We start from the raw sequence: 26359 nt of genomic DNA on the forward strand, positions 1-26359 counted from the left end.
TCAGGTCGCGGCGTGGCAGGCGCAGGCCTCGCCATGCGCGGCCGAGACCAGTTCGGTGAGGATGCCGCAGGGCTCGCCGTCGCCGTGTTCGCCATCGCAGCGCGAACGCAGCTGCAGCAATTGCTTCTCCAACGCGCGCATGCTCTTGAGGCGCGCACGCACGCGGCTCAGTTGTTCGTCCACCAGCTCGTCCACGTTCACGGAATGCCCTTGGGGGTCGTCGACGAAACCCAGCAGGCGCTGCACGTCGGCCAGCGGCATGTCGAGCGCCCGGCAATGGCGGATGAACGACAGCCGCTCCAGGTGCGCCTGGGCGTAGTTGCGGTAGCCGTTGTCCAGCCGCGCCGGCGCCGGCAACAGGCCTTGCTTTTCGTAGAAGCGGATGGTCTCGATGTCCACGCCGGTGGCGCGGGCCAGTGCATTGATCTGCATGCGGTGCTCCTTGAGTCCCCGGCCGCTGTCCGCGGCCAGTGTTCAAACACTGTAGCCACTTCACGGTTTCCCGGGCGTCGGCCGGGCAAAGACCCTGGCGCTCCTACAATCGCGCCATGCGTTACCGGCTTGCCGCCTGTTGGGTGTTTCTGCTGCTCCTGCTGCCTCTGCAAATGGGCTGGGCGGGCATGCACGTGCCCGCGGCACAGCAGAGCACACAGGCCGGCATGGGCCTGGCCGCATCACATTGCCGCCACGTGTTGACTGCCGACCGGGCGGACTCATCACTGGTGCAGGCTCCGATGCAGATGCAGGCCGATCACGGCCACTGCGGCAGTTGCCACGGCGCCATCGCCCTGCTGGCCGAAGCGCCCCGCCGCTTCGCGGGCGCACCCTTCGCCCCCGTGCCGGCTGCGGCCCGTTGGCCGGCGTCCCAGCCGGCCGGGCTGCCCGACCGCCCGCAGTGGGCCGCCCGGGGCTGACCCGGGCAGGCACCCTCGTCCCCGCCTGACGCGCCACGGCGCGTCGCACCGGCGGTCTTGATGCCGCCATGGCCTGGCGCCCGGTGCGCCCTGTCCTCCTGACCAAACCATCCGACGCAGGTTGCGCCGTACCGCGCCAACGCGCGTCGTCCACCCTCTCCTGCCTTTCCTGTATTGACCCCTCGGAGATCCGAAACCATGTCACTCCCTGTTTACCGACGGCGCTGCCGTCGCACCCGGCCATGAAGCAGGCCTGGCCCCTGCTGCTCGGCGCCTGGCTGGTCGCCGTGATCGCCACCGCCGGCGCCCTGTTCATCGGCGAAATCATGTTGATGGTTCCGTGCCAGCTCTGCTGGTACCAGCGCATCTTCATGTTCCCGCTGGTGCTGGTGCTTGGCATGGCCTGCTACAGCCAGGACCGGCGCGGCGCCATCTATGCGCTGCCGCTCGCCCTGGGTGGTGCCGCGATTGCGGTGTACCACTGCCTGCTGCTGGTCGGCCTGATCCCCAAGGCCTGGATTCCCTGCGGTGCCGGCGTTTCCTGCGCCGACCAGAAGCTGGAAATCCTCAACGGCATTCCCATTCCCTGGCTCTCGCTGGCGGCCTTCGCTGCCATCGCCGTGCTGCTCCTGATGTTTCTGCGAAAGACTTCCCGATGACCGCCCAACAACGCACCGTCTCCCTCATCGTCGCCCTCGTGGTGGCGGCCTTCGCGCTCGGCGCCTTCCTGTACCAGAAGCAGGTGCGGGATTCGCAGATGGAAAAAGTGGCCCAGCAGGACGGCCGGCTGGTGCGCATGCACTCGCCGGTGTTCGGCCCGCAAGGCGCGCCGGTGACCCTGGTGGAGTTCTTCGATCCCGCCTGCGAAACCTGCCGCGCCTTCTACCCGGTGGTGAAAGACCTGCTGGCGAAGTACCCGAACGACCTGCGTCTGGTGATCCGCTACGCGCCGTTCCACCAGGGTTCGGACCACGTGGTGAAGCTGCTGGAAGCGTCCAAGCGGCAGAACAAGTACACCGAGGTGCTCGAAGCCGTGCTGGCCGCGCAGCCCCAGTGGGCCGACCACGGTCGTCCCGACATCGCCCTGGCGTTCAATGCGGCCAAGGCGGCCGGGCTGGACATCGAGCAGGCGATTGCCGACGCCCAGCGGCCCGAGGTGGCGGCCGTGCTGCAGCAGGACGTGGAAGACCTCACCGCACTGGAAGTGACCCGGACCCCGACCTTCTTCGTCAATGGCCGCGGCCTGCCGAGCTTCGGCCGGGAGCAACTCAACGCCCTGGTGGCGGAAGAAGTCGCCAAGGCCCGACAACAGAACTGAGGTGGAACCGGCCGCAGCGCCCTCAGGCCTTGGGCACGTAGGCGCTGCACCAACCCTGGGCCGCCACGCTCTTGCCCGGAAAGATGCCGCAGGCGCCAGCCCCGTCGCCGGCGCGCCCGCTGTAGAGATGGCAACCGGCGCAACGCTGGCGGGGGTTGTGCTGCGGGAACTTGCGGGCGTCCACCTTCTGGGTGTCGGCGATGTAGCCCAGGGCGGCGGCGGTGGCGTCTTTCTCGCTCACCATCACCACCTGGGCCGACGCGCCCCCGGCCCACAGCAGCGCGCTGCCGGTGGCGGCCGCAGCAGCGGCGTGGCGCAGGAATTCACGGCGGTCGGTGGGCTTGTTCATGGGGCGCTCTCGTGGGCACTTCGTGGGGGAAAGCATCCTACACCCGGGCACCGGCGCGCGGTGCGTACACTCACCCCCCATACCGTTTCTCCCCGCATGAGCCCACAAGACTACGTCCAGCAAAAGGCCGCCGCCTCGGGCAGCAGCTTCTACTACGCTTTCCTCTTCCTGCCCGCCGAGCGCCGCGCCGCCATCACCGCCTTCTACGCCTTCTGCCGCGAGGTCGACGATGTGGTGGACGAGGTCAGCGACCCGGCCGTGGCGCAGAGCAAGCTCGCCTGGTGGCGCCGCGAGGTGGTGCAGTCGTACGCGGGCGAAGCCAGCCACCCCGTGATGCGTGCGCTGATGCCGCTTGCCGGCACCTACGGCATCGAATCGCGCCACCTCACCGCCGTCATCGACGGCTGCCAGATGGATCTGGAGCAGAACCGGTACCTCGATTTCGCCAACCTGCAGCGCTACTGCCACCTGGTGGCCGGCGTAGTGGGCGAGGTGGCCGCGCGCATCTTCGGTCAGACACAGGTTGCCACCACCCAGTACGCGCACCACCTGGGCCTGGCGTTCCAGCTCACCAACATCATTCGCGACGTCGGGGAAGACGCCACGCGCGGGCGCATCTACCTGCCGGTCAACGAGCTGCAGAGCTTCAACGTCAAGGCCCATGAGCTGCTGCAGCGCGGTGCCGCACCGGGCACCGACACGGCCGATTTCCAGCGCCGCTTCACCGCCCTCATGCAGTTCCAGTGCACCCGCGCACTGCAGACCTACGACGAAGCCCTGGCCCTGCTGCCCGACGCCGACCGGCGCGCACAGAAACCCGGCCTGATGATGGCCAGCATCTACCGCACACTACTGCAGGAAATTGCGGACGACCCGCTGGCGGTGCTCACGCAGCGCGTGAGCCTGACGCCGTTGCGCAAGTTCTGGCTGGCCTGGAAGGTCCAGGCCCTGGGCCGCCTGTGAGCCCGCTGGCACACCCCAGCCGCGCCCTGCGTCTGCACCGGAGCCGCCCATGCTGAAGCTGGCCGTGGTCGGCGCCGGCTGGGCCGGCATGGCCGCCGCAGTGGAAGCCGCCTCGCGCGGTGCCGAGGTCACGGTGTTCGAGGCCGCGCGCACGCTGGGTGGCCGCGCCCGCGCCCTGCCCGCCATCCTGCCGGACGGCTCCACCGCTGCGCTGGACAACGGCCAGCACATCCTGATCGGCGCCTACGCCAACTGCCTGGCCTTGATGCAGAAGGTCGGCATCGACCTGTCGCAAGCCCTGCTCAGCCTGCCCCTGTCACTGCCCCATGCGGACGGCTCCGGCCTGCACACACCTTCCTGGGCCATCGGCTGGCCCGCGCCGCTGGACGCGCTTGCCGCCATCGCCACCACACGCGGCTGGCGCTGGCGCGAGCGGCTGGCGCTGGTGGGCACTTCGTTGCGCTGGCGCCGGCAAGGCTTCAACTGCGACCCGCAGTTCACGGTGGCCGAGCTGTGCGCAGACCTGCCGGTGCGCGTGCAGCAGGAGCTGATCGAGCCCCTGTGCGTATCGGCCCTGAACACGCCGATGGTGAACGCCAGTGCGGCGGTGTTCCTGACCGTGCTGCGCGACGCGCTGTTCGGCCCCGGGGTGGCCGGCTTCAGCGGCTCCAGCCTGCTGCTGCCACGCACCGACCTGTCACAGCTGTTCCCCGACGCCGCCGCGCGCTGGCTGCAGCAACAGGACGGCAGTACCGGCACGAGCCGTTTGCGCATCGGCACCCGCGTGAGCATGCTGCGGCCGCAGGGCGCGCAATGGGTGCTGGGGCACGAAGACGGCGAAGACGTGTTTGACGCCGTGATCTGGGCCACCGCCGCGAGCCCGGCCGAAAAGACCGTGCGCCAGGCCGCCGACGCCTGCGACGACGCCACCGGCGCGGTGCTCATGGCCTGGGCCCGTTCGGCACGGGCCCTGAACCACACCGCCATCAGCACCGTGTACGCCTGGTCGGCCGACGCCCGCCTGCCTGCTCCCATGCTGGCACTGCGCGCCGAACCCGCAGGCGGTGCCCCGGCACCCGCCCAGTTCGTGTTCGACCGCGGCCAGCTCAACCCGCTGGACCGCTCCGCGCAAGGCCTGCTGGCCTTCGTGATCAGCGCCAGCAGCGACGACCGCGACACGCTGCAGGCGCAGGTGCTGGAGCAGGCCGCCCGCCAGCTCGGGCTGCACGGCCTGCAGCCGGTGCAGACCGTGGTGGAAAAGCGCGCCACCTTTGCCTGCACCCCCGGCCTGGTGCGGCCCGCGCAGGCCATCACCCAAGGCCTGTGGGCCGCCGGCGACTACGTGGAAGGCCCCTACCCCGCCACGCTCGAAGGCGCGGTGCGCAGTGGCCTGGCGGCGGCGCGCAGCGCCACCCCCGCACCCTGATCTCACATTGGGCGGAACCTCTGGGGCCCGGGGTGTTCACACGGGGTGACATTTGTTTCACCCCTCAGAAAAGAAGGAGCCTTTGCGGATGAACGCCACCCACCCCGCCCGACAACTCATCGCTGCCGTCGGCCTGTGCCTGCTGGCACTGGGCAGCAGCGCGGCGCAAGCGCAGAACATGGTCAGCGTCAGCGGCAGCACGCTCAACATGCGCGACGGCCCGGGCACCAACGCGGCCGTGCTGTGGGAACTCAAGCGCGGTTACCCGCTGCAGATCACCGAGCGCCGCGGCAGCTGGGTCAAGGTGCGTGACTTCGAGGGCGACACCGGCTGGGTGGCGCGCTCGCTCACCGGCAACGCGCCGCACCATGTGGTCAAGTCCAAGGTCGCCAACATCCGCAGCGGCCCGGGCACGCAGCACCGTGTGGTCGGCAAGGCCGAATACGGTGACCTGCTGCGCACGCGCGAAAAACGCGCCGACTGGGTGCGTGTGGAGCGCGAAGGCGGCGTGGGCGGCTGGATCTCCAGGCAGCTGCTCTGGGGCTGGTGAGCACGGCAACCCCGGGCTGAAAAAGCCTCTTCAACCACACCGCGGAGCCCCCTACGGGAGGAACGCGAAACGCTGCGGCAGAGTCAGGTCTGCGACCACTGCCGCAGCAGGTTGTGGTACACACCCGTCAAACGCTTGAGTGACGGATGCCCCGGCGTGTCCAGCGCCAGTTGCTGGATCGCGCCATCAAGCTCCAGCATCAAAGCGCGCTGGGCATCGTCACGCACCAGGCTCTGCACCCAGAAGAACGAGGCCAGCCGCACGCCGCGCGTGACCGGTGTGACGTGGTGCAGGCTGCTGCCCGGGTACACGACCATGTCGCCGGCCGGCAGCTTCACGCTGTGTTCGCCGTAGGTGTCCTCCACCGTGAGCTCACCGCCGTCGTATTCATCTGGATCGCTCAGGAACAGCGTGGCCGAGAGGTCGCTGCGCACGCGGTGCGGCGTGCCGGGCACGCTGAACACGGCCGCGTCCACGTGCGGGCCATAGGTGCCGCCGCCCTCGTAGCGGTTGAAGCGCGGTGGCAGCACCTTCAGCGGCAAGGCGCCCGAGAGAAACAGCGGGTGGCGTCCCAGCGCCTGCAGCACCAGATCGCCCAACTCCCTGGAGGCGGGTGCGTCTTCAGACAGCTGCAGGTTGTTCTTCACCTGCGAGGCCAGATGCCCGGCGGTGGCGCGGCCGTCGGTCCAGTCGGCCTGGGCCAGCCGTTCGCGGAAGTGCCGCACCTGTTCGGCGGTCAGAACCTGGGGAATGGTGATCATCATGTCGGGGGCTTTCCTGTGGCTGGGTGGCGGCAACCGCAAGTCTATGCCCTGCAAAACACAAAGGTTTACGTGGTTTACAAGGCAAATGAGATTGATTAACATCCGTCTTAAGGTTTCCGTAATTATCAGGAAACCGTCATGTCACGGTGGCCCTGTCAGGCCGCCGTTTTTTTGCCCCAAACCTCCAGGAAACCTTTTCCATGTCCGCTCCAGACCGTCGTCGCCTGCGCCTGACCCCCCTTTCCACCGCGCTCTGTGGCGCCCTGGTGGCACTGGCAGCGGCACCCGTTCATGCACAAGGCACCTCCCCTGCCGCCACCCTGTCGACCGTCACCGTGACCGCGTCGCCCGAGGGCGAGGTGTCGTCGCCCAAGGCCACCTCGGCCGCCATCGACACGCCGCAGACGATCAACGTCATCCCGCAAGAGGTGTTCAACGAACAGGGCGCCCGCAACCTCACCGATGTGCTGCGCAACACGCCCGGCATCAGCTTCAATGCGGGTGAGAACGGCTTCGGCTCCAACAACAACAACTTCAGCCTGCGCGGCTTCGACACCAGCGGCAGCGTGTTCGTCGACGGCGTGCGCGATTCCGGCAACTTCGCGCGCGACTCGTTCAACCTGGAGCAGGTGGAAGTGATCAAGGGCCCATCGGCCGACAACGGCCGCGGCGGTGCAGGTGGCTACGTCAACCTGGAAACCAAGACACCCAAGGCCGAGAACTTCACCACCGGCAGCGTGGGCCTGGGCATTGACCAGTACGACTCGAAGAACCGCCTGCGCGGCACGCTGGACCTGAACCGCCAGTTCTCCGAAAGCGGCGCGGTGCGCCTGAACCTGCTGGTGGAAGACAGCGGTGTCGCCGGCCGCCAGCACGCCAAACAAAGCAGCATCGGCCTGGCGCCCTCGGTGGCGTTCGGCCTGAACACGCCCACGCAGGTTTCGCTCTCGTGGCAACACATCAAGCAGGACGACCGGCCCGACTGGGGCGTGCCGGCTGCCATGGTGAAGGGCACGGCGCGTTACGACCCGTCCTTGGCCGGCATCAAGCGCGACACCTACTTCGGCGTGCTGGGCGACAGCGACAAGGTGACATCCGACGCCCTGACGGCGCGCGTCGAACACCGCTTCTCGCCCACGCTCAAGCTCACCAACCAGACCCGCTGGTCGCTCACCGACCGCGAGGCCTACTTCACGCTGCCGCACACCTACACGCCTGCAACGCAGATGCTGCGCACGGACCGCGCGGGTTACTCACGCAAGAACACCTCGCTGACCAACCTGACCAACATCAGCAACCAGTTCACCACCGGCAGCCTGCGCCACAACCTGGCCACCGGCGTGGAGCTGACCTGGGAGGACGCGAAGAGCGGCCGCTACCCGGACGCCACCATCGGCAACATCAGCGTCTTCAACCCCGATCCCACCCGCCACCCGGGCGGCGCCATCGCGCCCACCCAGACCGGCCGGGTCAAGATCGACACCGTGGCGGTGTACGCCTATGACACGATCGAATTCGATCCGAAATGGCAGCTCACCGGCGGCTTGCGCGTGGAGCGCTACAAGGTCCAGATGTCGAGCCGCACGATTGCGGGCGCATCGCAGGGTGCCATGGACGGTTATGAGCGCAGCGAGACCTCGGTCGGCGGCAAGCTCGGCGTGGTCTACAAGCCGGTGCAGAACGCCAGCGTCTACGCCTCCTACGGCCAGTCGGCCGTGCCACCGGGCTCCTGGCTGTCCACCCCGGACAACAGCCGCGTTGGAGACAACGCCTTCCCGGGCTGGGACGGCCAGAACTACCAGAACGCCAAGGAACAGAAGCTGACCAACCTCGAACTCGGCACCAAGTGGGAGTTCTTCGACAACAAGCTGAGCACCACGGCAGCGATCTTCCGCACCGAGCGCAAGAACGTTGCGATGCGCTCGGCTGGAGGCGGTGTGCCCAGTGGTTATGGCGAGCAAACCGTGCAGGGTATCGAACTGGGTGTTTCGGGCAATGTGACCAGCGCCTGGGCCATCTACGGCGGCCTGGTGCTGCTCAACAGCGAACGCCGCCACAACGCGGCGGTGGACGCCGCCTTGAGCAGCGACTACGGCACCGGCGGTGCGGCGAACCCCGACTACACCGCAGTGACGTCCACCAACGGCGACGAGCTGGCGTTCACGCCCAAGGCCACGCTCAACCTCTGGACCACCTACCGCCTGAACAACGGCCTCACCCTGGGTGGTGGCCTGCAGCACGTGGGCAGTTCGTGGGTGGGCCGGCCCGACACCGCCGACCGTGTGATCCCCAACGGCAAGGGCGGCAAGGTGCCGAGCTACACCGTGTTCAACCTGATGGCCTCGTATGAGCTGACGCAGAACGTGCGCCTGCGCCTGAACATCGACAACGTCACCGACAAGACCTACGCCTCGTCGCTGAACTGGGGTGCCCAGCGCGCCTTCCTGGGTGCGCCCCGCACCTTCCTGGTCAGCGCGGACTTCCGTTTCTGATCGGCCTCTGACTGGCCTCTGACCCGCGCGCCTTCACACGAAGGCCGCGGGGCACGGTGCGCTCGGGTTCGCCGGCTTCAGCCGAGCTGACGGCGCAGCGTGTGCAGATCGGCCACGGTGGTGTGGGGCTGCAGCGGTGCAAGCTCCCACGCATCGCCGCTGCGGTTGAGCCAGGCGGCCTGCATGCCGGCACCGAGCGCGCCCACCACGTCCAGCTGGGCGTCGTCACCAATGTGCAGCACCTCGTGCGCACGCACACCCGCGGCCTCGGCGGCGGCGTGGAAGATGCGCGGATCGGGCTTGCCGACGCCAAACAGCTGCGCGCTCAACGCGCCCTTGAAGTGTTCGCCAATGCCCACTCGGTGCACATCGGCATTGCCGTTGGACAAGGCGATCACGGGGTAACGCTGCGCCAGCCATTCGAGCGTGGGCAAGGCGTCCTCGAACAGCTCGACGCGCTGGCGCTCGGCAAAGAACACATCAAACGCCGCTTCGGCCAGCGCCGGGTCGTCGCCCGCGCGCTGCAGGACCAGGCGGATCGATTCGCGCCGCAGCGCACTCAGGTCGTGCGCCAGATCGGGCCGCAGCGTGTGCATCTGGTTGCGCACCTCGCGCAGCGCCACCGGATCACCCCACTGCGCGGCAGTGGCCGGCGCGTGTGTCGCCAGCCAGGTGGACAGGGAGGCTTCGGCGCGCGCGATGATGGGCCAGATCGGCCACAGCGTGTCGTCCAGATCGATGGTGATGGCGCGGATGCGGGCCACATCCAGCGCCGTGGTGAGGGGGGTATTCATGTCTGCGGGAGAATAGCGCATGCCCTTTCGCCCCGAACCGACGATCCCCCATGGCCAGGCCGCGCGCACGGCCATCGTGTACTGCAACCTCGGCACACCCGACGAAGCCACCGCCCCGGCGTTGCGCCGCTACCTGGCCGAGTTCCTGGCCGATCCGCGTGTGGTGGAAATCCCGCGCCTGCTGTGGCTGCCGATCCTGCACGGCATCATCCTGCGCACGCGGCCGGCCAAGTCGGCCGCCAAGTACGCCAGCATCTGGACACCCGAAGGTTCGCCGCTGAAGGTGTGGACCGAGAAGCAGGCCACGCTGCTGCGCGGTTACCTGGGTGAGCGCGGGCACCAGGTCACGGTGCGCCACGCCATGCGTTATGGCAACCCCTCCATCGCAGCCGTGCTCGACGAACTCAAGGCCGAGGGCGTGACGCGCGTGCTGGTGCTGCCGGCCTACCCGCAGTACAGCGGCACCACCACAGCCAGCGTGATCGACGCGGTGACGGCCTGGTCACGCGACGTGCGCCACCTGCCCGAGTTCCGCTTCGTCAACCGCTACCACGACGACCCCGGCTACATCCAGGCGCTGGCGCGCCGGGTGCGCGCGCACTGGATGGCGCAAGGCGGCCCGGGCGAGCACCTGGTGATGAGTTTTCACGGCGTGCCCGAACGCACCCTGCACCTGGGCGACCCGTATCACTGCGAATGCCGCGTGACCGCCCGCCTGCTGGCGGAACAACTGGGACTGCCGGCGGAGCGCTACACCCTCACCTTCCAGTCGCGCTTCGGCAAGGCCAAGTGGCTTGAGCCCTACACCGAACCCACCCTGGTCGCCATGGCGAAAAGGGGCGTGAAGAGCGTGGATCTGCTGTGCCCCGGCTTCACCAGCGACTGCCTGGAAACGCTGGAAGAAATCAACATGGAAGCGCGTGAGGCTTTCCTGCATGCTGGCGGCGAGCGCTTCGAGTACATCCCCTGCGTGAACGACACGCCGGAATGGATCCGCGCCCTGACCGACCTGGCCGAGCGGCACCTGCAAGGCTGGCCGACGAAGCACGCCAACAACCCGATGGCCCTGCAGGCCAGCCGCGAACGCGCGCTGGCGCTGGGCGCGAAGCAGTAAGACCAAACCCGGCCTCGACCCGGGCAGAGCTCCGGCATATATGAAACGTATATACTTCGAATACGTTTCATACAGAGGTAAGCCATGGGCATTGTCAAGATTTCGGACCTGATGCACGAGAACCTGCGGGTGGCAGGCAGCGCGCTGAGCCGCTCCATCAACGCGCAGGCCGAACACTGGCTGCGCATCGGCATGCTGGCCGAAATGCACCCGGACATGGACCACCGCGAGATCTGCCAGCTGCTGGTGCGCGCCGAACTGGCGGGCGGCCTGGACATCGGCGTGGCGTCCACCGCGATCGCCAGCAAGCCGCGCACGGCCTCGACGGGCAAACACTAGTGGCACGCGGCATCACCCTCAAGTCGCCCGAAGACATTGCGATGTCCCGGCGCGCCGGCCAGCTGGCCGCCGAGGTGCTCGCCATGATCGAGCCACACGTCGTGCCCGGCGTGAGCACCGCGGAGCTTGACCGGATCTGCCACGAACACATCGTGAACGTGCAGGGCGCGATCCCTGCCAACGTGGGTTACCAGGGCTATCCCAAGACCATCCTGACCTCGGTCAACCAGGTGGTGTGCCACGGCATTCCCTCGCCCGAGAAGATTCTGAAAAAGGGTGACATCGTCAACATCGATGTCGCGGTCATCAAGGACGGCTGGTTCGGCGATACCAGCCGCATGTTTTTCGTCGGACCGCCGAACACCCTCGCGCGGCGCCTGGTGGAGACCACCTACGAGGCCATGCTCGCCGGCATCCGGCAGGTTCGGCCGGGTGCGACCCTGGGCGACATCGGCCATGCCATCCAGTCGGTCGCGCAGCGCGAACACTTCAGCGTGGTGCGCGAGTACTGCGGGCATGGCATCGGGCAGATCTACCACGACGAGCCGAACGTGCTGCACTACGGGCGGCGCGGCGAAGGCCTCCGGCTGGAAGCTGGCATGGTCTTCACCATCGAGCCCATGCTCAACGCCGGCAAGCGCGAGATCCGGCAACTGCCCGACGGCTGGACCGTGGTGACCAAAGACCGGTCTTTGTCGGCGCAATGGGAACACATGGTGGCCGTCACGCCCGACGGCTATCAGGTGCTGACCACCTGGCCCGGCGGCACCGGCCACTACGCGCCCATCTGACACGCCGCCACCGCCGGGTTGGCCCCACCCGGCTTCGCACACCACCGCCAGCGCAACCCGCACAGTGGCCGCTGTCGCGGCTGCGATCGCGCACGCACCGCCTGATCAGGTTCTGGTCAGCAAACCCCTTCTAAGCTGCCTTCACCGTCCTGAGTGCCGTCTGGCGACAGGACCTCGCTGGTGCACGCGTGTGCCGAACCATATCCCTCCCGGCGCCTCGCGCCTTGTCCATTCCATGAAAACCACTCGAGACCTTCACGACCTGGTCGGCGGCCTGTTGATGACAGCGGCCGGCCTGTTCTTTGCCCTCTATGGCCGCGCCTACGACTTCGGTGACACCGCCCGCATGGGCCCGGGTTATTTCCCCGTGGCACTGGGCTGGCTGCTCGCGGTGCTGGGCCTGATGGTGGCCGTGCCCGCCTGGTGGCGGCGTGGCAACGCCATCAGCGTGCAATGGGGCAACCTGTTCTGGTGCTCGCTGAGCCTGATCGTGTTCGCCCTCGGCCTGCGCTTCCTGGGTGTGGCGCTGGCGACCTTCGTCGCGGCCCTGCTCTCGCTGGTGCCTTCGTCGATGAATCTGCGCACGCGGCTGACGGTCTGTGTGGTGGTGTCCATCCTCACGGTGGCGATCTTCCCGTTCGGCCTGCAAATGATTCTGCCGATCTGGCCCTGGAGCATCTGAGCCCCGACACAACAACAAGGAATCCACACCATGGAACTGCTCGGAAACCTCATGCTCGGCGCACAAGTTGCGATCGAGCCCATCAACCTCGCCTACTGTTTCTTCGGCGTCTTCCTGGGCACCGTTGTCGGCGTGTTGCCCGGCATCGGCGCCCTGGCCGCGATCTCGCTGCTGCTGCCGCTGACGTACCACATCCCGCCCACCGCAGCCATCATCATGCTGGCCGGCGTGTACTACGGTGCGCAGTACGGCGGCTCCACCGCCTCCATCCTGCTGAACCTGCCGGGCACACCGTCATCGGCGGTGACCTGTCTGGACGGTTACCCGATGGCCAAGAAGGGCAAGGCCGGTGTGGCCCTGTTCGTGACCACCATCGCCTCGCTGGCCGGTGCGATGTCGGGCCTGATCCTGCTCACGCTGTTTTCGCCGGTGATCGCTGAAGTCGGCCTGAAGTTCGGCCCGGCCGAGTTCTGCTCGATGATGCTGCTGGGCCTGGTGGCCGCTTCGTCGGTGAGCTCCGGCTCGGCCATCAAGGGCCTGTGCATGATGGTCTTCGGCCTGCTGCTGGGCATGGTCGGCACCGACGTCAACAGCGGTGTCGCACGCTTCTCGTTCGACGTGCCCGAGCTGATGGACGGCATCAACCTGGTGGCGCTGGCCATGGGCCTGTTCGGCATTGCCGAAGTGGTGCGCTGCATCAACTCGGCCGACACCAACCAGAAGCCCGACAAGGTCACGCTGCGCTCCATGGTGCCGACCTCGGACGAGTTCAAGGCCACCATCAAGCCGATGATCCGTGGCTCGGCGCTGGGTTCGGCGCTGGGTGCACTGCCCGGCGTGGGCCCGTCGATCGCGTCCTTCATGTCCTACGCCATCGAGAAGAAGGTCGCCAAAGACCCGAGCCGCTTCGGCAAGGGCGCCATCGAGGGCATCACCGCCCCCGAATCGGCCAACAACGCCGCCGCCCAGACCGCTTTCGTGCCCTCGCTCTCCCTCGGTATCCCGGGTGACGCGGTGATGGCCGTGATGCTCGGCGCGCTGATCATCCACGGCATCCAGCCGGGCCCGATGCTGATCTCCGAACAACCCGGCCTGTTCTGGGGCCTGGTGGTGAGCTTTGGCATCGGCAACATCATGCTGGTGATCCTGAACCTGCCGACCATCGGTCTGTGGGTCGCGCTGCTGCGCATCCCGTTCTCCTGGATGTACCCGGCCATCATCGTGTTCGTTGCGCTCGGCGTGTACAGCGTGAACAACAACGTCTTTGACATCTACATGGTCACCGGCCTGGGCATCATGGGTTACCTGATGATGGTGCTGAAGTTCGAACCCGCGCCGCTGCTGCTGGGCTACATCCTCGGACCGATGATGGAAGAGTACCTGCGCCGCGCCATGCTGATCTCGCGCGGCGACGCCACCATCTTCCTGCAGCGCCCCATCAGCGCCACGCTGCTCGCGTTCACCGCCGTGCTGCTGGCCTGGGCCTTCTGGTCCACCCTGCGCAACAACCTGCGGGCGAAGGAAGAACTCGACGCCATCAAGCAACAGCAGGCCACTTGAAACCCACGCCGTCGCCTTCTGCTAGCCTAGAGACCATGCGGATCTTGCTGGTTGAAGACGATGCGGTGTTGAGAGAGGTCATCACACGCAGCCTGGAACACGAGGGCCACCGTGTGGACCCGGCTGTGAGCGCACAGCAGGCCAGCCACCTGTGGCGCGTGCAGCCGTTCGACGCCGTGCTGCTCGACCTCAACCTGCCCCAGCACGACCGGCCGGACAGCCCCATGGGCAACGGCCTGAGCGTGCTGCGCGAGGCACGCGCACGCGGCGACCGCACCCCCGTGCTGGTGCTCACCGCACGCAACCGCACCGACGAACGCATTGCCGGGCTGGACACTGGCGCCGACGACTACCTGGGCAAGCCGTTCGACCTCGCCGAAGTGGAAGCCCGCCTGCGCGCCCTGGTGCGGCGCGCCCTCGGCACCGACGACACCGCCCAGCTGGGTGACCTGCGGCTGGATCGGCGCGCGCGCCGCTTCACGCTGGCAGGCGAGCCGCTGGAATTGCCGGCGCGTGAGTTCGAGGTGCTGTGGGAGCTGATGAGCCCACCCGGCCACGCCGTGAGCAAACGGCAGCTGTCGGACAAACTCTCCGGCTTCGACGAATCCCTGGGTGACAACGCGCTGGAGGCCTTCATCTCCCGGCTGCGCAAGAAACTCGCGGGCAGCGGCGCCTCGATCCGCACCCTGCGCGGCATTGGCTACCTGCTGGAGCCCGAGGTTTGAACATCGCCGCGCCGCGCAAGTCGGCGCCCTCGTTGCGCATCCGCATGCTGCGCCACGTCATGCTGCCGCTGGCGCTGACCTGGCTTGCCGGCACCGTGGCCACGCTCAGCGTGGTCAGCCATTTCACCGAGCAGGCCTTTGACCGTGCCCTGCTCGACGACGCTTACTCCATCGCCTCGCATGTCTCGCCCAACCCGGACGGCGGCGTGGCGCTGCAACTGACCCACAGCGAGCTGACCGCGGCCCTGTTCGACCAGGCCGAAGCGGTGCACTTCGCGGTGCTGCGCCCCGACGGCTCCTTGCTGGCCGGCGACGCGCTGCCTCCGGTGCCCGAGCCGAAGCCCGATATGGACTCGCGCTACAGCAACATCGTTTACCAGGGCCTGCCGGTGCGGGCCGTGTCGCTGCGCCACGAGGTGCAGGGCGAGGTCTACCACGTCGTCATGGCGCACACCACCTACGTGCGTGCTGCGCTGGTGCAGCGCATGCTCCTGTTCGGCGCCCTGCCCCTGCTGCTGTTGCTGGCCCTGCTCGCGTTCTGGCTCTGGCGCGGCATCGAACGCGACCTGGCGCCGCTGGCGCGGCTGCAGGACACCCTTGCCCACCGCGACGCCAACGACCTCACGCCGGTGGTGATCTCGCCGTCCACGCGCGAGATCGAGCAGGTGGGCCTGGCGGTGAACGACCTGTTCGACCGCCTCGCGCGCAGCGTGCGCTCGCAACGCGAGTTCGCCGGCAACGTGGCGCACGAGCTGCGCACGCCGCTGGCGCGCATCCGCGCCCTGGCCGACTACGGCCAGGCACACCCCGACGCCTCGGTGTCGCAACAGCAGCTGCAGCAGATCGCCACCAGCGCCGAGCGCGCCGGCCGGCTGGTCAACCAGCTGCTCGACCTGGCCGTGGCCAACGAAGCCGAAGTCGCGCTGCAAAAGGAACGCCTGGCGCTGGCGCCGCTGGTGGGCCACGTGGTGATGCGCCACCTCGACAAGGCCGACGCGCGCGGCATCGACCTGGGCGCGCGCGGCCTGGACGACGGCGAAGACATCCACGTCTGGGCCGACACCTCGCTGATCGAAGGCATCCTCGACAACCTGATCGACAACGCGCTGCGCTACGGCGGCCCCACGCTCACGGTGGAGCTCTCGTCCAACCCGGAGGCGGGAACCTGCGTGCTGGCGGTGGTGGACGACGGTCCGGGCATCGAGGCCTCGGCACGGCGCGAGCTGATGCGGCGCTGGACCCAGGGACCCGAAGGCGAAAGCCTGCGCCAGGGGGCGGGCCTGGGCCTGTCCATCGTGTCGCGTTACGCGCAGTTGCTGGGCTCGGAGCTGCAGCTCGACAGCGCCGACCACGGGCGCGGCCTGCGCGCCAGCCTGGTGCTGCCGCTGGCCTGAACACCGCCAGGGCGCGCCGCCGAGACACATCGGCGACACGGATATTCCGCCTCCGTCCTACACACGCGGTCGGCACACACCCCTACAGTGGGGCTCATTTCAACCCAGCCAAGGAGAGCACCGTGGTCACCAGAAAACGCGTTGACGGAGGTTCCAGCCGAGCGGTGTCCACCGTCCGGCCCGCCAGACCGGTGCCGACCAGCCGCGACAACCTTTCGGGCGGCGACTGGCTCTTGCTGGGTGCCGGCGTGGCGGCCTGGGCGTTCACGCGTGTGCACCCCTCCGGCGTCGTGCGCACCGCCGGCCTGCTGGCCGGCACCGCGCTGGTGGGCCACGCCGCCAGCGGCCACCGCGGCCTGCGCAGGCTGCTGGGCTGGACACCACTGGGCGCCCGCATCCGCTGACGCCACCGGCTGCGCGCCGCGCCCCTAGCGGGCGCGCGTGCCGCTTCAGTGCCCGGCCAGAAAACGCTGCACCAGCTCGAACTGCTCGGGCACGTTGAGTGCCGGCGCGTGGCCACAACCCGCCATCGTCACCACCAGCGCGCGCGGCCCGCGGTCGCGCATGGCTTCGGCCGTGTCGGCGAGCAGCAGGTCGGAGTCTGCGCCGCGCAGGCAGAGCACGGGAATGTCGATGCGGTCGTAGGTGGGCCAGAGGTCGTAGTCCGCCGGGTGGTGGGTGAACTGCTGGGCCATCGCCGGGTCGTAGTGCGGCGTCACGCGGCCGTCGGGCAGGCGGCGCGTGGAGCTTTCCGTGAGCAGGCGCCACTGCGCGTCGCTCAGGAACCCGTAGGGTTTGTAGACGGTGCGGAAGTACTGCTCCAGCTCGCTCACCGTGTCGAAGGCAGAGGGGTTGCCGGCGTAGGTGCGGATGCGCTGCACCGCGTCGTCGGCCAGCTTGGGGCCGATGTCGTTGAGCAGCAGGCGCTCGATGCGCCCATGCAGCGGCCCCGCAGCGCACACCATGCCGATGGCGCCGCCCATGGAGGTGCCCACCCAGTGAAAGCGTTTGAGGGCGAGCTGGTCCACCAGCGCGGTGGCGATACGCGCGTAAAAGTCCAGGCAGTACTCGGCTTCGGGGTTCGGGCTCCATTGCGAGAGGCCGCGGCCGATGGTGTCGGGGCAGATCACGCGCCAGCCCAGCGCGCTGAGGTGCGCGGCCAGCGGGTCCATGTCGCGCCCGGTGCGCGCCAGGCCGTGCCAGGCGATCACCACCTGGCCGGTGGGCTGCTCGGGCTCCCAGTCCATGAAGTGGATCTCGCGCCCCTCGCAGGACAGGTAACGCGAGCGTGGTGTGACGGCGGTGCGGCTGCTCATGGCCGCCCCTTGCCCTGCGCCAGCTCGGCGCGCTCGCGCAGTTTGCCGACGATGCCGGTCGGGAAGTAATAGACCGAGAGCACGAACAGAATCCCCAGCCAGAGCAACCAGCGGTCGGGCGTGAGCAGCGCGGGCAGCAGCGGCAGCCCCTGGGTGGCGTCGCCCGCCAGGCGCAACAGATCCTGCAGGTAACTCTGCGCCACCACGAACAGCACGCTGCCGATGAAGGCGCCATACAGCGTGCCCATGCCGCCGATGACGACGATGAGCAGGATGTCGAGCATGATCTCGAACGAGAGCGAGGTGTCGGGCCCGTTGTAGCGCAGCCAGAGCGCGAGCAGGCAGCCCGCCAGCGTGGCGAAGCCGGCCGACAGCACGTTGGAGAGCGTGCGGTAGACCACGGTGCGGTAGCCCAGCGCTTCGGCGCGGAAATCGTTCTCTCGAATCGCCTGCAGCACGCGGCCGAACGGCGAGTTCACGATGCGCAGGATGGTGAGGAAGATCGCCGTCACCGCCAGGAAGATCAGGTAGTAGGTGATCAGCCGGCCGTTCAGGTCAATCTCGCCCAGCGGCGTCTGCAGCGGTTCCTCGGTGAGCGTGAAGCCGGGCGACAGCAGCTCGGGCACGCGGAAGGTGAGGCCGTCTTCACCACCGGTGAAGTCCGACAGCTGCGAGGCCAGCGTGAGGAAGGCCGAGGCCACCGCCAGCGTGATCATGGCGAAGAAGATCGCCTTCACGCGCAGCGAGAACAGGCCGATCAGCAGCGACAGCACCAGCGACACCAGCAAGGCGCAGACCACGCCCAGCAAGATCGCGCCCCACGACGGCGTCTCGGCGGCGTTGAGCGCAATCGCCACGCCATAGGCGCCGATGCCGAAGAACATGGTGTGCGCAAAACTCACGATGCCGGTGTAGCCCAGCAGCAGGTCGAAGCTGGCCACCAGCGCCACGAAGATCAGCACCTTGGCCGCCACGTTGAGCGCCTTCACGCCGGGGAACAGGAACGGCGCGAACGCCAGCCCCAGGAACAGCACGATGAGCAGCGCGACGAGCCAGCGGCTGCGCGGAAGATCGTTGGAGAGGAGTCGGGAAATCATGCAGTGCTCCTGTTCAACGGTTCGTCACGGGGTACACGCCCTGCGGCCGCCACAACAAAATGGCAACCATCAACGCGATGTTGGAGAACAGCGCGACCTTGGGCATCAGGAAACCGGTGTAGTTCGCCATCAGCCCCACCAGCAGCGCGCCGATGAGCGCGCCCAGCGTGGAGCCGAGGCCGCCGATGATGATGACGATGAAGATCAGCACGTTCACCTGTGCGCCCATCTGCGGCAGCACGGTCTGCTGGTACAGGCCCCACATCACGCCGCCCAGGCCGGCCAGCGCGCTGCCGACCACGAAGACGCCGATGAAGAGTTGCCGGATGCGGTAGCCGAGCGACTCGACCATCTCGCGGTCCTGCACGCCGGCACGCACCAGCAGGCCGACCTTGGTGCGGTTGAGCGTCCACACCATGGCGGCGAAAACGGCCGCACCCACCAGCACCGCGAGCAGGCGGTACTTCTCCACCGAGGCGTCACCGAAGATGAAGGAGCCACGCAGGGTTTGAGGCAGCGGCAGCGCGATCTGCCCCGGGCCCCAGATGACCTTGATCATCTCTTCACCGATGATCATGCCGCCCATGGTGATGAGGATCTGCTTCAGGTGCATGCCGTACACCGGGCGGATGATCAGGCGCTCGAACACCCAGCCCAGCGCGCCGGCCACCGCCATGGCCACCAGCATGGCCGGCAGCAGCGCCATCAGGTTGAGCCACAGGCTGTCGGCCGTGGTGTAGCTGCCCATGCTGGCCAGCACGGTGGTGGCGACGAAGGCACCCAGCGCGATGAACACGCCGTGGCCGAAGTTCAGCACGTCCATCAGGCCGAACACCAGCGTGAGGCCCGAGGCAATGATGAAGACGATCATGCCCATGGCCAGGCCCGCCACAGTGAGCGTGAGCCAGGTGGAGCCGTTGCCGATGGCGGGCAGCGCGATCAGCGCCAGCGCGGGCACCAGCGCCAGCGGCTTCCAGTCGAAGTCGGCGTTGAGGAATTTCATTGGTGTGCTCCGAGAGAAAGGCCGAGCAATTTCGACTGCAGGTTTTCATCTGCCGCGAGTTCGGCCATCGAGCCGCTGTGCACCACGCGGCCGTCGTCCATCACGGCCACGCTGTCGCCGAGCTGGCGCGCGAAGTTGAAGTTCTGCTCCACCAGCAGGATCGTGGTCTTCGCGGCCTTGAGTTCGCGGAAGGCCGCGATCATGTTCTGGATGATGGCGGGCGCCAGGCCCTTGCTGGGCTCGTCGATCAGCAGCAACTGGCGCGGTTCGACGATGGCGCGCGACACCGCCAGCATCTGTTTCTGCCCGCCACTGAGCTTGCCGGCCGGGTGCAGCCAGAACTTCTTGATGGCCGGGAACAGGCCGAAGATCCATTCGAGCCGCTGGGTGTCGATGTCGTCCAGGCTGCGTGCGCCGCGCGCGGCCAGCAGCATGTTCTCGCGCACCGAGAGGTCGGAGAAGATGCCCATGCTTTCGGGCACGTAGGCCACGCCACTGCGCGCGATGTCGGGCGTGGGGCGCTGCGTGATGTCCTGTCCGGCCAGCGTCACCGAACCCTGGCTGGCGTGCCACAGGCCCATGATGGTGCGCAGCGTGGTGGTCTTGCCCGCGCCGTTGCGGCCGAGCAGCATGGTGAGCTGGTTGGCGGGCACGGCGAGGTCCACGCCGTGCAGGATGTGGTACGCGCCGATGTGGGTATGAACGCCCTTCAGCGTCAGCAGGTTCTGGCTCATGCACTCACCTCTTCTTCAGGATTGATGCCCAGATACGCCTGCTGCACCACCGGCGAAGCGATGACGCTGGCGGGTTCGCCATCGGCCACGAGTTCGCCGTTGTGCAGCACGATGATGCGGTCGGAGAGTTCGCGCACCACGTCCATCTTGTGTTCGACCAGCAGGATGGTCTTGCTCTTGTCGGCCTTGAGCTGGCGGATCAGGTTCAGGATCACCGGCACCTCGTCCACGCTCATGCCGGCGGTGGGTTCGTCGAACATGAAGACCTGCGGCTCCAGCGCCATCAGAATGCCCACCTCCAGCTTGCGCTGGTCGCCGTGCGGCAGGCTGCTCGCCAGCGCGTCGCGCTTGTCGGCCAGGGCCACGGTCTCCAGCACTTCGTCGGCACGCTGCAGCAAGTCGCGCCGGTCGCTCCAGATGCGCCACAGGTTCAGGCCGGCACGCGCCTTGGCCTGCACCGCCAGCCGCACGTTCTCCTGCACCGTGAGTTTGGGAAACAGGTTGGTGAGCTGGAACGCCCGGCCCAGCCCCGCCTGCGCACGCGCCGGTGCCCCCAGCGCCGAGATGTCGTGGCCACCGAGCCGCACGCGGCCCGCGCTGGCCTTGATCTGGCCCGAGATCAGGTTGAAGTAGGTGGTCTTGCCCGCCCCGTTGGGGCCGACGATGGCGGTGAGCGTGCCCGGCGCGAACGCGCAGGAGACGGCATTCACCGCCACGTGCCCGCCGAAGCGGACCGTGAGGTCTTGGGTTTCAAGCATGGGAGATCCGGAGAGCGTGGAGGTCAGGTCGCCGCGGGTGCGACGACCTTCCAGAAACACGGCGGAACTGGCTTTGCCAGGCCGCTCGTGTTGTCCCCCTTCCAGGGGGAAGCCGCCTCAGCGGCGCAGGGGGTCAAGCGCTCAGCGCTTGTTCCGAATCGGAATCGCCAGGTCTTCCGGCTTGATCTCGCGCACCAGCTCCGGCACACCCCAGGCAAACGCCGGGTCGGCCTTGATCTTGAAGTGGTACATGCTCTGCATGGCCTGGTGGTCTTCCTTGCGGAAGGTCATGGTGCCCTTGGGCGTCTCGAAGCTCATGCCTTCCATGGTCTGGATGAGCTTGTTGGTGTTGGTGTCGCCGTTGGTTTTCTTCAGCGCCGTCACCACCGCCATCGCGGCAGAGAAACCACCCGCGGTGAAGAAGTCCGGCGGCGTCTTGAACTGCTTGTAGTGCTCGGCCACCATGGCGTCGTTCACCGGGTTCTTCGGGATGCCGAAGTAGTAATACAGCGCGCCCTCCATGCCGGGGAACTGCTTGTAGGCCACCATCGCGGGCAGGATGTTGCCGCCGGTGGCGAGCTTGATGCCGTAGCGTTTTTCCAGCTCCATCTCGGCGATCTTGGGGAACGGCGTGGGCGCGCCCGACCAGCCCACCGAGATGTACTTGGTGCCGGGCTGGTCCTTGAGCTTGTCGACGATGCGCAGCAGGCCGGCGGTGAAGTCCGTCGTGCCCACCGGCAGGTACTCCTCGTGCACGATCTTGGCCTTCTTGGTGAAGTCCTTGGCGGCCTTCACGCCGTCGCGGCCGAAGGCGTTGTCGTTCGCCAGCATGGCGATCACGTTGCCCGGCTGGTCCAGCGCGACCGCGTTGGCGGCAGCGTCCTGGCTGCTGTTGCGGCCGGTGCGGAAGATGTACTTGTTCCACTTGTCGCCGGTGATGGAGTCGGCCACGGCGGGCTCGACCAGCAGGATCTTCCTGTACTCCTCGGCCACCGGCAGCATGGCCAGGGCCACGGGCGAAGCGGTCGGGCCGATGGCCAGATCGACCTTGTCGTCGGCGTAAGCGGTGGCCAGCAGGCTCTTGCCCACGTCGGGCTTGCCCTGGTCGTCTTTCTCGATCACCACGATCTTCTTGCCGGCCACGGTCATCGTGCCGCCGGTGGCGTAGGACAAGCCCATCATCAGACCGGCCTGGGTCTGCTTGGCATAGGCCTCGAGCGGGCCGGTCTTGCTGTGGATGTGGGCGATGCGGATCTCACCCTTGTTGGCTTGCGCGCTGGCGAGGCTGGTGCCGAAAGCAGCGGTGCAGGCGAGCGCGATGACCGCCAGGCGGCGGGTGGTGTGTGTCATGTCATGTCTCCTGGTTGTTGGACCACAGCGCTGTGCGCCGTACCCCTCGCATTGCAGGGTTCGTGCCAATGTGCCGGGCCCTTGTTTTCAAAGGCTTTTCAGCACCTGCTGCCCAACAGCGTCCAGATTTCAGACAGCCTTGATGGTTCCGACTGTCTGAAATTCAGGCAACCGTCTGAATTTCAGACACATCACCCTGGGCGGCCAGCCGGTCGTAGAGGCTGGCGCGCGAAATGCCCAGCAGCTTGGCTGCGGCCGAGCGGTTGCCGCCGGTGCGCGCCAGGGCCTCGGCGATGGCGCGCTGCTCCAGCTCGGCAATCTGCTCGGGCAGCGTGCGCCAGGCGGACGGTGCATCAACCACGGTGCCCACAGCCGCCATGTGCATCGCCGCGGACGGCGGCGCCTGGGTGCCGAGGGTGAGCGCCGGCAGGCCGGCCTCGCGCAGCACCGCCCCCACCTGCGCGGCGGCGATGTGGTGCGTGTCGCTGCGCAAGGCCAGTTGCTCCAGCACGTTGCGCAGCTCGCGGATGTTGCCGCGCCACGGCTGCGCCGCCAGCAGCGCCTGCGCGTCGGCCGTCAGCTCCAGCTGCGCGCCGCCGCCGCGCGCGGCGATGTCTTCGCACAGCGCCTCGATCAGCAGCGCGATGTCGTCCTGCCGCTCGCGCAAGGGCGGCACGCGGATGGGCAGCACGTTGAGGCGGTAGTACAGGTCTTCGCGGAAGCTGCCGTCGCGCACCATCTGCTGCAGGTCGCGCGAGGTGGCGGCGACCACACGCACGTCGAAGCGCACCAGCTTGTTCGAGCCCAGCGGCTCGATCTCGCCTTCCTGCAACGCGCGCAGCAGCTTGACCTGCACCGACATCGGCATGTCGCCGAGTTCGTCGAGGAACAGCGTGCCGCCGTCGGCCAGCTTGAACTTGCCGTCGCGCCCTTTCTTGTCGGCACCGGTGTAGGCACCGGGCGCCACGCCGAAGAACTCGGCTTCCAGCAAGGTGTCGGGCACGGCCGCCATGTTCACACTCACGAAGGGCCGGCCCGCGCGCGGCGACGCCGCGTGGATGGCGTGCGCCAGCAGCTCCTTGCCGGTGCCGGTCTCGCCCAGCAGCAGCACCGGGCTGGCCGACTGCGCGGCACGGCGCGCCTGGCGCTTCACCTCCAGCGCGGCCGTGCTGCTGCCGACGAAACTGGCAAAGGTGTACTTGGTGCGGCGCTGGCTGGCCAGCTCGCGCCGGGCCTCGCTCAGGTCCTGCTCGAGCCGTGCGAACTTGCTGATCAGCGGCTGCAAGGTGGTTTCGGGGTGGTCGAACAGCACGATGCCGAGCACACCGATCACCTCCCCCGCGCCATCGCGCAGCGGAATGCGACTGACCACGAAGGTACCGGCGCGGTTGGTCAGGAGGTCGATCAGGATGGGTTTGCCGGTGGCCAGCACCTGGTGCATCTGCGTGTGCTGCACCACGCTGGAAACCGGGTGGCCGACAAAGTCTTCTTCGCGCTCAAAGCCCAGGGCGGGCAGGAAGCGCCGGTACTGGTCGTTGATCCAGACCACGCGGCCGTCGCGGTCCACCAGCAGCATGCCCTCGCTGGCATTGGCGAACAGCTCGAACATCGACCTCGCGGCCAGTTCAAGAATGCTTTGTGCGTCGCGCGGAAGGCGGGTCATGCCGGGATGGTACCCCGTACCCGTATGCGCGCAAACACCGGCCGCGCCCTCTGGCGTGGCCGGTGTGCAGCAGCAGCGCGCGGGCCGTCAGGCCTTGCTGCGGCCGGCCAGCAAACGTGGCAGCACCAGCACCGCCACCACCGCCGCGAGCAGGGTGGCCGACATCGGGCGCTCGAGAAAGACCATCCAGCTGCCCTGCCCGATGGACAGCGCGTTGCGCATCTGCGCCTCGGCCATCGGCCCCAGGATCAGGCCGACGATCACCGGCGCGGTCGGGAAGTCGTAGCGGCGCATCACCAGGCCGAGCAGGCCCAGGCCGTACATCAGGAACAGGTCGAACGCGCTCTGGCGCATGCCGTACACGCCCACGGTGGCGAAGATCAGGATGCCGGCGTAGAGCTGCGGGCGCGGGATCTTCAGCAGCTTCACCCACAGGCCGACCATCGGCAGGTTGAGCACCAGCAGCATCACGTTGCCGATGTAGAGCGAGGCGATCAGCGCCCACACCAGCGCCGACGAAGTCTGGAACAACTGCGGCCCGGCGTTGATGCCGTAGTTCTGCAAGGCGCTCAGCAGGATGGCCGCGGTCACCGACGTGGGAATGCCCAGCGTGAGCAGCGGCACCAGCGTGCCGGTGACGGCGGCGTTGTTGGCGGCCTCGGGGCCGGCCACGCCTTCGATCGCACCGGTGGTGCCGAACTCGGCCTTGTGTTCGGGCGAGGCCAGCTTGCGCTCGGTGGCGTAGCTCAGGAAGGTGGGGATCTCGGTGCCGCCGGCAGGGATGGTGCCGAACGGGAAACCGATGGCGGTGCCACGCAGCCAGGCGGGCCACGACCGGCGCCACTCGCGCCGCGTCATGTGCGCCTTGCTCATCTTGTTCATGCTCGTTTCACTGCGGCCTTCGTAGAGCGCGTTGTAGAGCGCCTCGGTGACCGCAAACAGGCCCACGGCCACCAGCACCACTTCGATGCCGTCCATGAACTCCAGCACGCCGGCGGTGTAGCGCACCTGGGCGGTGATCTGGTCGATGCCGATCAGGCCCAGCGCCAGGCCGAAGAACAGTGCGGTGAGACCCCGCAGGGTGCTCTGGCCGAGCACCGCACTCACCGTGGTGAAGGCCAGCAGCATCAGGCAGAAGTACTCGGGCGGGCCGAGCTGAACGGCGAAGTCGGCCAGGATGGGGGCGAACAGCGTGACCAGGATGGTGGCGATGGTGCCAGCGATGAAGGAGCCGATGGCCGCGCTGGCCAGCGCAGCGCCCGCGCGCCCGCTCTTGGCCATCTTGAAGCCTTCGAGCGCGGTCACCATGGTGCCGGTTTCACCCGGGGTGTTGAGCAGGATCGAGGTGGTCGACCCGCCGTACATGGCGCCGTAGTAAATGCCGGCGAAGAAGATCATCGAGGCGGTGGGCTCGACCTGCCCGGTGATGGGCAGCAGCATGGCCACCGTCACGGCCGGGCCCAGGCCCGGCAGCACGCCGATGGCGGTGCCGAGCGCGCAGCCGGCAAAGGCCCACAGCAGGTTGATCGGGGTGCCGGCGGTGGCGAAACCGCCGAGCAATTGTTGGAAGGTGTCCATCATGGTGTTGGCCTCGGGTTCAGATCCAGCCGCTGGCGGTGATGCCTGGCAGGTTCACGGCGAGCACCTTGGTGAACAGCCAGTACACGGGCGCGGCAATGAGGATGCCGGTGACGGCGTCCTTCACCGTCTGGGGCAGCCCGCCGGCGGGCTTGCCTTCGCTCATGCGCAGGCCACGCACCGCGAGCACGAAGCACAACGAACAGCTCAGGATGAAGCCGATGGTGGTGATCAGCGCGGCGTTGAGCAGCACGCCGGCCGACACCCAGGCGAGTGCGCGCCAGTCGCCGCGCGCGGCACCCGAGGGCTCCGGCATCTGGCGGTAGCCACCGGTGAGCACCTCGCGGATCAGCAGGACGCCGCAGACCGCCAGCGCCGCGCTCACGACCCAGGGCAGGAAGTTCGGGCCAACGCCCGCATAACCCGCGTCGGACGGGATGGACAGGGCGCCGATGGCCAGCACGGCGGCCACCAGCAGCGCGCCGATGCCCATGGCCAGCTGGCCGGGGCGGTGGTTGGGGGTGGGCGAGGTGGGGCTATTCATAGCGGTGTTCCTGAAAGCTGAAAACAAGAACCGAAGCAAGGGGCATCAAAGGGTGCAACGCAAGAAGCAACGCCCATCAAGGGGCAGCAAGGGTCCGGCTGTGCCGGCCCAAGCTGCCGTCCCCCTCCCAGCGCCGCAGGC

At 67.9% G+C, this 26359-nt stretch carries 28 protein-coding genes; 15 read left to right on the plus strand and 13 right to left on the minus strand.

The features are described 5' to 3' along the window. A complete protein-coding gene (locus HPA01S_RS16355; RefSeq protein ID WP_066271835.1) occupies positions 1 to 432 on the minus strand; it encodes a Cd(II)/Pb(II)-responsive transcriptional regulator in 432 nt (143 codons plus the stop codon). Between the two features lie 116 nt (positions 433 to 548). On the opposite strand from HPA01S_RS16355, the gene HPA01S_RS16360 reads away from it, so the two are divergent. From HPA01S_RS16360 to HPA01S_RS16370, 3 genes are all read left to right on the plus strand, one after another. After that, positions 549 to 914 (plus strand): hypothetical protein, encoded by a 366-nt coding sequence (locus tag HPA01S_RS16360; RefSeq protein ID WP_066271836.1) that lies wholly within the window; start codon positions 549 to 551, stop codon positions 912 to 914. Positions 915 to 1156: 242 nt separating this feature from the next. Beyond that, on the plus strand, positions 1157 to 1573 hold the full coding sequence (locus HPA01S_RS16365) for a disulfide bond formation protein B (RefSeq protein ID WP_066271837.1): 417 nt from the start codon (positions 1157 to 1159) through the stop codon (positions 1571 to 1573). Next, complete coding sequence (locus HPA01S_RS16370) at positions 1570 to 2232, plus strand: DsbA family protein (protein WP_066271838.1); 663 nt, start codon at positions 1570 to 1572, stop codon at positions 2230 to 2232. The genes HPA01S_RS16365 and HPA01S_RS16370 overlap by 4 nt, the downstream gene beginning before the upstream one ends. Positions 2233 to 2254: 22 nt before the next feature. Here HPA01S_RS16370 and HPA01S_RS16375 read toward each other — a convergent pair whose 3' ends face one another. Next, entirely contained in the window at positions 2255 to 2581 is a 327-nt protein-coding gene (locus HPA01S_RS16375) for a high-potential iron-sulfur protein (protein ID WP_066271839.1), read from the minus strand. 96 nt (positions 2582 to 2677) lie between these two features. On the opposite strand from HPA01S_RS16375, the gene hpnD reads away from it, so the two are divergent. The 3 genes from hpnD (at position 2678) to HPA01S_RS16390 (ending at position 5520) form a co-directional block, all read left to right on the plus strand. Beyond that, positions 2678 to 3544, plus strand: coding sequence for a presqualene diphosphate synthase HpnD (gene hpnD, locus HPA01S_RS16380; RefSeq protein ID WP_066271840.1), 867 nt, complete (start codon positions 2678 to 2680; stop codon positions 3542 to 3544). A gap of 49 nt (positions 3545 to 3593) precedes the next feature. Further along, a complete protein-coding gene (hpnE, locus tag HPA01S_RS16385) occupies positions 3594 to 4970 on the plus strand; it encodes a hydroxysqualene dehydroxylase HpnE (RefSeq protein ID WP_066271841.1) in 1377 nt (458 codons plus the stop codon). A gap of 88 nt (positions 4971 to 5058) precedes the next feature. Then, positions 5059 to 5520, plus strand: a complete 462-nt coding sequence (locus HPA01S_RS16390; protein WP_066271842.1) for an SH3 domain-containing protein — start codon at positions 5059 to 5061, stop codon at positions 5518 to 5520. Between the two features lie 83 nt (positions 5521 to 5603). On the opposite strand, the gene HPA01S_RS16395 is transcribed toward HPA01S_RS16390, so the two are convergent. Next, on the minus strand, positions 5604 to 6284 hold the full coding sequence (locus HPA01S_RS16395; protein WP_066271843.1) for a Fe2+-dependent dioxygenase: 681 nt from the start codon (positions 6282 to 6284) through the stop codon (positions 5604 to 5606). A gap of 200 nt (positions 6285 to 6484) precedes the next feature. On the opposite strand from HPA01S_RS16395, the gene HPA01S_RS16400 reads away from it, so the two are divergent. Next, positions 6485 to 8776 (plus strand): TonB-dependent receptor, encoded by a 2292-nt coding sequence (locus HPA01S_RS16400; RefSeq protein ID WP_066271844.1) that lies wholly within the window; start codon positions 6485 to 6487, stop codon positions 8774 to 8776. Positions 8777 to 8853: 77 nt separating this feature from the next. Here HPA01S_RS16400 and HPA01S_RS16405 read toward each other — a convergent pair whose 3' ends face one another. Further along, complete coding sequence (locus HPA01S_RS16405; RefSeq protein ID WP_066271845.1) at positions 8854 to 9570, minus strand: HAD family hydrolase; 717 nt, start codon at positions 9568 to 9570, stop codon at positions 8854 to 8856. Positions 9571 to 9589: 19 nt separating this feature from the next. On the opposite strand from HPA01S_RS16405, the gene hemH reads away from it, so the two are divergent. The 8 genes from hemH (at position 9590) to HPA01S_RS16445 (ending at position 16579) form a co-directional block, all read left to right on the plus strand. Beyond that, positions 9590 to 10684 (plus strand): ferrochelatase, encoded by a 1095-nt coding sequence (hemH, locus tag HPA01S_RS16410; protein WP_066271846.1) that lies wholly within the window; start codon positions 9590 to 9592, stop codon positions 10682 to 10684. 84 nt (positions 10685 to 10768) lie between these two features. Further along, positions 10769 to 11023, plus strand: a complete 255-nt coding sequence (locus HPA01S_RS16415; RefSeq protein WP_066271847.1) for a ParD-like family protein — start codon at positions 10769 to 10771, stop codon at positions 11021 to 11023. Continuing rightward, positions 11023 to 11814 (plus strand): type I methionyl aminopeptidase, encoded by a 792-nt coding sequence (gene map / locus HPA01S_RS16420; RefSeq protein WP_066271848.1) that lies wholly within the window; start codon positions 11023 to 11025, stop codon positions 11812 to 11814. The genes HPA01S_RS16415 and map overlap by 1 nt, the downstream gene beginning before the upstream one ends. Before the next feature lie 235 nt (positions 11815 to 12049). Continuing rightward, positions 12050 to 12496 (plus strand): tripartite tricarboxylate transporter TctB family protein, encoded by a 447-nt coding sequence (locus HPA01S_RS16425; RefSeq protein WP_066271849.1) that lies wholly within the window; start codon positions 12050 to 12052, stop codon positions 12494 to 12496. Positions 12497 to 12526: 30 nt separating this feature from the next. Beyond that, positions 12527 to 14056: a tripartite tricarboxylate transporter permease gene (locus HPA01S_RS16430; protein ID WP_066271850.1), complete on the plus strand. Its 1530-nt coding sequence runs from the start codon at positions 12527 to 12529 to the stop codon at positions 14054 to 14056. Between the two features lie 35 nt (positions 14057 to 14091). Further along, a complete protein-coding gene (locus tag HPA01S_RS16435; RefSeq protein WP_066271851.1) occupies positions 14092 to 14781 on the plus strand; it encodes a response regulator transcription factor in 690 nt (229 codons plus the stop codon). Continuing rightward, positions 14778 to 16175, plus strand: coding sequence for a sensor histidine kinase (locus HPA01S_RS16440; protein ID WP_245638676.1), 1398 nt, complete (start codon positions 14778 to 14780; stop codon positions 16173 to 16175). Before HPA01S_RS16435 ends, HPA01S_RS16440 begins: the two co-directional genes overlap by 4 nt. Positions 16176 to 16297: 122 nt before the next feature. Then, entirely contained in the window at positions 16298 to 16579 is a 282-nt protein-coding gene (locus HPA01S_RS16445) for a hypothetical protein (protein ID WP_157085070.1), read from the plus strand. 45 nt (positions 16580 to 16624) lie between these two features. Here the strand turns inward: HPA01S_RS16445 and HPA01S_RS16450 are convergent, their stop codons facing one another. From HPA01S_RS16450 to HPA01S_RS16490, 9 genes are all read right to left on the minus strand, one after another. After that, a complete protein-coding gene (locus HPA01S_RS16450; protein ID WP_066271853.1) occupies positions 16625 to 17491 on the minus strand; it encodes an alpha/beta fold hydrolase in 867 nt (288 codons plus the stop codon). Next, positions 17488 to 18588: a branched-chain amino acid ABC transporter permease gene (locus HPA01S_RS16455; protein WP_066271854.1), complete on the minus strand. Its 1101-nt coding sequence runs from the start codon at positions 18586 to 18588 to the stop codon at positions 17488 to 17490. The genes HPA01S_RS16450 and HPA01S_RS16455 overlap by 4 nt, the downstream gene beginning before the upstream one ends. Positions 18589 to 18601: 13 nt before the next feature. Beyond that, complete coding sequence (locus HPA01S_RS16460; protein WP_066271855.1) at positions 18602 to 19591, minus strand: branched-chain amino acid ABC transporter permease; 990 nt, start codon at positions 19589 to 19591, stop codon at positions 18602 to 18604. Next, complete coding sequence (locus tag HPA01S_RS16465; RefSeq protein ID WP_066271856.1) at positions 19588 to 20325, minus strand: ABC transporter ATP-binding protein; 738 nt, start codon at positions 20323 to 20325, stop codon at positions 19588 to 19590. The genes HPA01S_RS16460 and HPA01S_RS16465 overlap by 4 nt, the downstream gene beginning before the upstream one ends. Next, complete coding sequence (locus HPA01S_RS16470; RefSeq protein WP_066271857.1) at positions 20322 to 21083, minus strand: ABC transporter ATP-binding protein; 762 nt, start codon at positions 21081 to 21083, stop codon at positions 20322 to 20324. Before HPA01S_RS16470 ends, HPA01S_RS16465 begins: the two co-directional genes overlap by 4 nt. A gap of 141 nt (positions 21084 to 21224) precedes the next feature. Then, a complete protein-coding gene (locus HPA01S_RS16475) occupies positions 21225 to 22433 on the minus strand; it encodes a substrate-binding domain-containing protein (RefSeq protein WP_066271858.1) in 1209 nt (402 codons plus the stop codon). A 163-nt stretch (positions 22434 to 22596) separates the two neighbouring features. After that, a complete protein-coding gene (locus HPA01S_RS16480) occupies positions 22597 to 24096 on the minus strand; it encodes a sigma-54 interaction domain-containing protein (protein ID WP_066271859.1) in 1500 nt (499 codons plus the stop codon). An 87-nt stretch (positions 24097 to 24183) separates the two neighbouring features. Continuing rightward, positions 24184 to 25674, minus strand: a complete 1491-nt coding sequence (locus HPA01S_RS16485; RefSeq protein ID WP_066271865.1) for a tripartite tricarboxylate transporter permease — start codon at positions 25672 to 25674, stop codon at positions 24184 to 24186. A 19-nt stretch (positions 25675 to 25693) separates the two neighbouring features. Beyond that, complete coding sequence (locus HPA01S_RS16490; protein ID WP_066271860.1) at positions 25694 to 26218, minus strand: tripartite tricarboxylate transporter TctB family protein; 525 nt, start codon at positions 26216 to 26218, stop codon at positions 25694 to 25696. Positions 26219 to 26359 lie beyond the last annotated feature (141 nt).

The sequence above is a fragment of the Hydrogenophaga palleronii NBRC 102513 genome (assembly GCF_001571225.1).
Classification (GTDB): Bacteria; Pseudomonadota; Gammaproteobacteria; order Burkholderiales; family Burkholderiaceae_C; genus Hydrogenophaga; species Hydrogenophaga palleronii.

Excerpts from the sequence above, each read along its gene's own strand:
- HPA01S_RS16435 (WP_066271851.1), top strand. The coding sequence starts at position 14,092 with ATGCGGATCTTGCTGGTTGAAGACGATGCGGTGTTGAGAGAGGTCATC.
- HPA01S_RS16375 (WP_066271839.1), bottom strand. The coding sequence starts at position 2,581 with ATGAACAAGCCCACCGACCGCCGTGAATTCCTGCGCCACGCCGCTGCT.
- HPA01S_RS16425 (WP_066271849.1), top strand. The coding sequence starts at position 12,050 with ATGAAAACCACTCGAGACCTTCACGACCTGGTCGGCGGCCTGTTGATG.
- HPA01S_RS16485 (WP_066271865.1), bottom strand. The coding sequence starts at position 25,674 with ATGGACACCTTCCAACAATTGCTCGGCGGTTTCGCCACCGCCGGCACC.
- HPA01S_RS16465 (WP_066271856.1), bottom strand. The coding sequence starts at position 20,325 with ATGAGCCAGAACCTGCTGACGCTGAAGGGCGTTCATACCCACATCGGC.
- HPA01S_RS16490 (WP_066271860.1), bottom strand. The coding sequence starts at position 26,218 with ATGAATAGCCCCACCTCGCCCACCCCCAACCACCGCCCCGGCCAGCTG.
- HPA01S_RS16355 (WP_066271835.1), bottom strand. The coding sequence starts at position 432 with ATGCAGATCAATGCACTGGCCCGCGCCACCGGCGTGGACATCGAGACC.
- HPA01S_RS16470 (WP_066271857.1), bottom strand. The coding sequence starts at position 21,083 with ATGCTTGAAACCCAAGACCTCACGGTCCGCTTCGGCGGGCACGTGGCG.
- hemH (WP_066271846.1), top strand. The coding sequence starts at position 9,590 with ATGCCCTTTCGCCCCGAACCGACGATCCCCCATGGCCAGGCCGCGCGC.
- HPA01S_RS16400 (WP_066271844.1), top strand. The coding sequence starts at position 6,485 with ATGTCCGCTCCAGACCGTCGTCGCCTGCGCCTGACCCCCCTTTCCACC.
- HPA01S_RS16365 (WP_066271837.1), top strand. The coding sequence starts at position 1,157 with ATGAAGCAGGCCTGGCCCCTGCTGCTCGGCGCCTGGCTGGTCGCCGTG.
- hpnD (WP_066271840.1), top strand. The coding sequence starts at position 2,678 with ATGAGCCCACAAGACTACGTCCAGCAAAAGGCCGCCGCCTCGGGCAGC.
- HPA01S_RS16395 (WP_066271843.1), bottom strand. The coding sequence starts at position 6,284 with ATGATGATCACCATTCCCCAGGTTCTGACCGCCGAACAGGTGCGGCAC.
- HPA01S_RS16480 (WP_066271859.1), bottom strand. The coding sequence starts at position 24,096 with ATGACCCGCCTTCCGCGCGACGCACAAAGCATTCTTGAACTGGCCGCG.
- HPA01S_RS16415 (WP_066271847.1), top strand. The coding sequence starts at position 10,769 with ATGGGCATTGTCAAGATTTCGGACCTGATGCACGAGAACCTGCGGGTG.
- HPA01S_RS16430 (WP_066271850.1), top strand. The coding sequence starts at position 12,527 with ATGGAACTGCTCGGAAACCTCATGCTCGGCGCACAAGTTGCGATCGAG.
- HPA01S_RS16390 (WP_066271842.1), top strand. The coding sequence starts at position 5,059 with ATGAACGCCACCCACCCCGCCCGACAACTCATCGCTGCCGTCGGCCTG.
- HPA01S_RS16450 (WP_066271853.1), bottom strand. The coding sequence starts at position 17,491 with ATGAGCAGCCGCACCGCCGTCACACCACGCTCGCGTTACCTGTCCTGC.
- HPA01S_RS16460 (WP_066271855.1), bottom strand. The coding sequence starts at position 19,591 with ATGAAATTCCTCAACGCCGACTTCGACTGGAAGCCGCTGGCGCTGGTG.
- HPA01S_RS16360 (WP_066271836.1), top strand. The coding sequence starts at position 549 with ATGCGTTACCGGCTTGCCGCCTGTTGGGTGTTTCTGCTGCTCCTGCTG.
- HPA01S_RS16475 (WP_066271858.1), bottom strand. The coding sequence starts at position 22,433 with ATGACACACACCACCCGCCGCCTGGCGGTCATCGCGCTCGCCTGCACC.
- HPA01S_RS16370 (WP_066271838.1), top strand. The coding sequence starts at position 1,570 with ATGACCGCCCAACAACGCACCGTCTCCCTCATCGTCGCCCTCGTGGTG.
- hpnE (WP_066271841.1), top strand. The coding sequence starts at position 3,594 with ATGCTGAAGCTGGCCGTGGTCGGCGCCGGCTGGGCCGGCATGGCCGCC.
- HPA01S_RS16455 (WP_066271854.1), bottom strand. The coding sequence starts at position 18,588 with ATGATTTCCCGACTCCTCTCCAACGATCTTCCGCGCAGCCGCTGGCTC.
- HPA01S_RS16405 (WP_066271845.1), bottom strand. The coding sequence starts at position 9,570 with ATGAATACCCCCCTCACCACGGCGCTGGATGTGGCCCGCATCCGCGCC.